3 protein-coding genes and 2 tRNA genes are annotated in these 2,825 nt (G+C 65.4%); 3 read left to right on the top strand and 2 right to left on the bottom strand.

Annotation, left to right across the window (positions count from 1 at the left end; genetic code table 11):
- The coding region (locus VFH65_RS29430) for a trigger factor family protein (RefSeq protein WP_353326678.1) at window positions 1–449 on the bottom strand (449 nt) is incomplete at its 3' end.
- 40 nt (window positions 450–489) lie between these two features.
- Window positions 490–563 (bottom strand) — tRNA-Pro (locus VFH65_RS29425).
- A gap of 121 nt (window positions 564–684) precedes the next feature.
- Between VFH65_RS29425 and VFH65_RS29420 the strand changes: the two genes are divergently transcribed.
- The 3 genes from VFH65_RS29420 to VFH65_RS29410 all read left to right on the top strand — a co-directional run.
- Window positions 685–758 (top strand) — tRNA-Gly (locus VFH65_RS29420).
- Window positions 759–1,065: 307 nt separating this feature from the next.
- Window positions 1,066–2,235 (top strand): serine hydrolase domain-containing protein, encoded by a 1,170-nt coding sequence (locus VFH65_RS29415; RefSeq protein ID WP_353326680.1) that lies wholly within the window; start codon window positions 1,066–1,068, stop codon window positions 2,233–2,235.
- Window positions 2,236–2,279: 44 nt separating this feature from the next.
- The coding region (locus VFH65_RS29410) for a DUF1542 domain-containing protein (protein ID WP_353326676.1) at window positions 2,280–2,825 on the top strand (546 nt) is incomplete at its 3' end.

Below are 2,825 nucleotides of genomic sequence, written 5' to 3'. Positions count from 1 at the left end.
TTGACCCGGCTCACCTGCTCGGTGAGGCTGTTGCGCAGTTCGTCAATCGTGTCGAATTCGCTTGCCAGTTGGGCGAAGTCGTCGTCCGGCTCGGGCAGTTCGATCTCGGGGCGGATGTCGACCTCGGCGGTGAAGACCAGTTCCTCGTTGTCCTCGAGCTTGGTGATCTCGATCTCCGGCTGGCCGAGCGGCTGGATTTCGGATGAGGTGACGGCTTCGCTGTAGCGGCCGGGCAGCGCGTCGTTGACCACTTGCTCGAGCACGGCGCCGCGGCCGATGCGGGCCTCCAGCAGCTTGCGAGGCGCCTTGCCTGGCCGAAAGCCGGGCAGCCGAATCTGCTTGGCGAGCTGCTTGAACGCACGATCGAAGTCTGGCTCAAGCTCGGTGAACGGCACCTCTACGTTGATGCGAACCCGGGTGGGGCTCAACTTCTCGACGGTGCTCTTCACGCTCTTGCTCCTCATGTGTCTGTGTGCGTACGTGGTCCGGTCGGGGTGACAGGATTTGAACCTGCGGCCTTCCGCTCCCAAAGCGGATGCGCTACCAAGCTGCGCTACACCCCGCGCCCTCTGCTGGTCGGCTCCGCGCAGAGCTGACCACGCGAGATACTACGGGCTGATCGCACGATGCTTTCAATTGGATTTGATTCAGGCGGCGCCGGTACAGTCTTCTGGTGCTGCACATGCGGGCGTAGCTCAATGGTAGAGCCCTAGTCTTCCAAACTAGCTACGCGGGTTCGATTCCCGTCGCCCGCTCCAAGGCGTCTACCTGGGTAGGCCAATTTCGCGATGGCTCGCGGTTCGAGCCGGTCAGCCGTAGCCGTTTTGCGCGGCCGGCTCGTCGGCCACACCTGATTCGGGCGCCGGCTCCACACCGTCATCGACCGATGGCGCTACCCCGTAATCCCCGAACCGCAATCGAACCTCACCCGTACCGTAACCGTGTGCCAGAAGGTCTAAAGGGCCTCTTGTAGTTAGGATTTGCGTTAACTAGAGTCCGCCCAGCGACCATGTGACGAGGGCCTTCTGCAGGAGGATCGGTTTGAGGGACCCCCGTGTAGTCACGATCAACGGTTCGTGTGCCCCGGGATTCGACAAGGTCCGCACCGCCTTCGAGTCGAACTTCACCGAGCGTGACGACATCGGCGCGGCCGTGGCGGTGTGGGTGGACGGTGAGCTGGTCGTCAACCTGTGGGGCGGCTCGGCCGACGCCGCCGGTCGACGGCCCTGGCAAGAAGACACGCTGGCCAGCATTTTCTCCGGGTCCAAGGGGTTGACCAGCACCTGTGTGCACCTGCTGGCCGACCGCGGCGAAATCGACCTCGCCGCTCCCGTTGCCCACTACTGGCCCGAATTCGCCCATGCCGGTAAGGCGGACATCACCGTCGCGATGGTGATGTCCCACAGGTCCGGCGTGATCGGGCCGCGCACTCGCCTGCACTGGGCCGAAGCCGCCGATTGGGACCGGGTGTGCCGGCACATCGCGGCGGCCGAGCCGTGGTGGCAACCCGGCACCGCGCAGGGCTACCACATGGTGACGTTCGGCTTCATCCTCGGTGAGCTGGTCCGCCGAGTCACCGGACGCACCATCGGGCAGTATCTGCGCACCGAGATCGCCGAGCCGCTCGGCATCGACGTGCACATCGGTCTGCCGGAGTCCGAACACCACCGATGCGCCGAGATGGTGAACAAGCCACACATCCGCGACGTGCTGGCCGCTGGTGAGGCGCCCGGCTCCCCCGCCTCACTTGCCGAGCATCCGATGGCAGGGCTCTCGGTGGCAATGGGCTTCGTGCCGGACGACGAGCTCGGATCGAACGAGCTCGAGCTGTGGCGCAGGGCCGAATTCCCGGCCACCAACGCGCACGTCTCGGCACTCGGTATGGCGACGTTTTACAACGCGCTGGCGCAGGAGAAGCTGCTCTCGCGCGATCACCTGGAGTTGGTTCGGGTCTCCCAGGGCGGGTTCGACACCGACGTGGTGCTAGGCGCACGGGTCGCCGATCACGGCTGGGGCCTGGGCTACATGCTGAACCAGCGCGGTGTCGCGGGTCCGAACCCGCGGACATTCGGTCATGGCGGCTCGGGTGGCTCATTTGCTTTCGCTGACCTCGAGCACCGCATCGGCTACGCGTACGTGATGAATTACTTCGACGCCACCAAATGCAACGCCGACCCGCGCAGCGTCGTGCTCTCCGATGAGATCTACTCCGCTCTAGGCGTAACCCGCGACTGACGCACGGCCATTTAGCTGCCAAATTGCTGGGTACGCTGGACCCCATGAATGGCGCCTTGGTCGTCCTTATCCTTTTGGTCGTCGTCGCTATCGGCGTGGCCGTCTATGCCTCGTCGAAAGCATCGGGCAAGCGAAGTGCAGCCTCGCTCGCAGATGCGAAGGCCGACGCCCGTCGCGTCATCGAACGCCTCGGCGGCCAGGTGCTCAATTTGACCGGTACCGACGATGCCTCCAAGCAGGCGATGGCCGACGCGTCCGAGCGATACACCGCCGCATCGTCGGCGGTCGAGCAGGCGACCACCGCCAAACAGGCGTTACTGGCCAAGGAGAGCGCTCTCGAAGGCCTCTACTACGTCCGCGCAGCCCGGGTGGCGATGGGCATGGATCCCGGCCCCGAGCTCGAGACGCTTGCCGGGCAGCGGTCTGCGGGCACCGTCACCGAGGAGCGACGGGTCGAGTTCGAGGGACGCGAAATCGAGGCGTCCCCCGGACCTTCGGAGCGCACCCCGAACTACTACCCCGGCGGGCGCGTCGCCGGCCGTCCCGTCCCCGCCGGCTGGTACTCGGAGCCGTGGTGGAAACCCGCTCTC

Source organism: Mycobacterium sp. (genome assembly GCF_035697385.1).
GTDB lineage: Bacteria > Actinomycetota > Actinomycetes > Mycobacteriales > Mycobacteriaceae > Mycobacterium.
The sequence above is the reverse complement of the archived record's forward strand: the minus strand, read 5'-3'. Positions and strand labels throughout refer to the sequence as shown.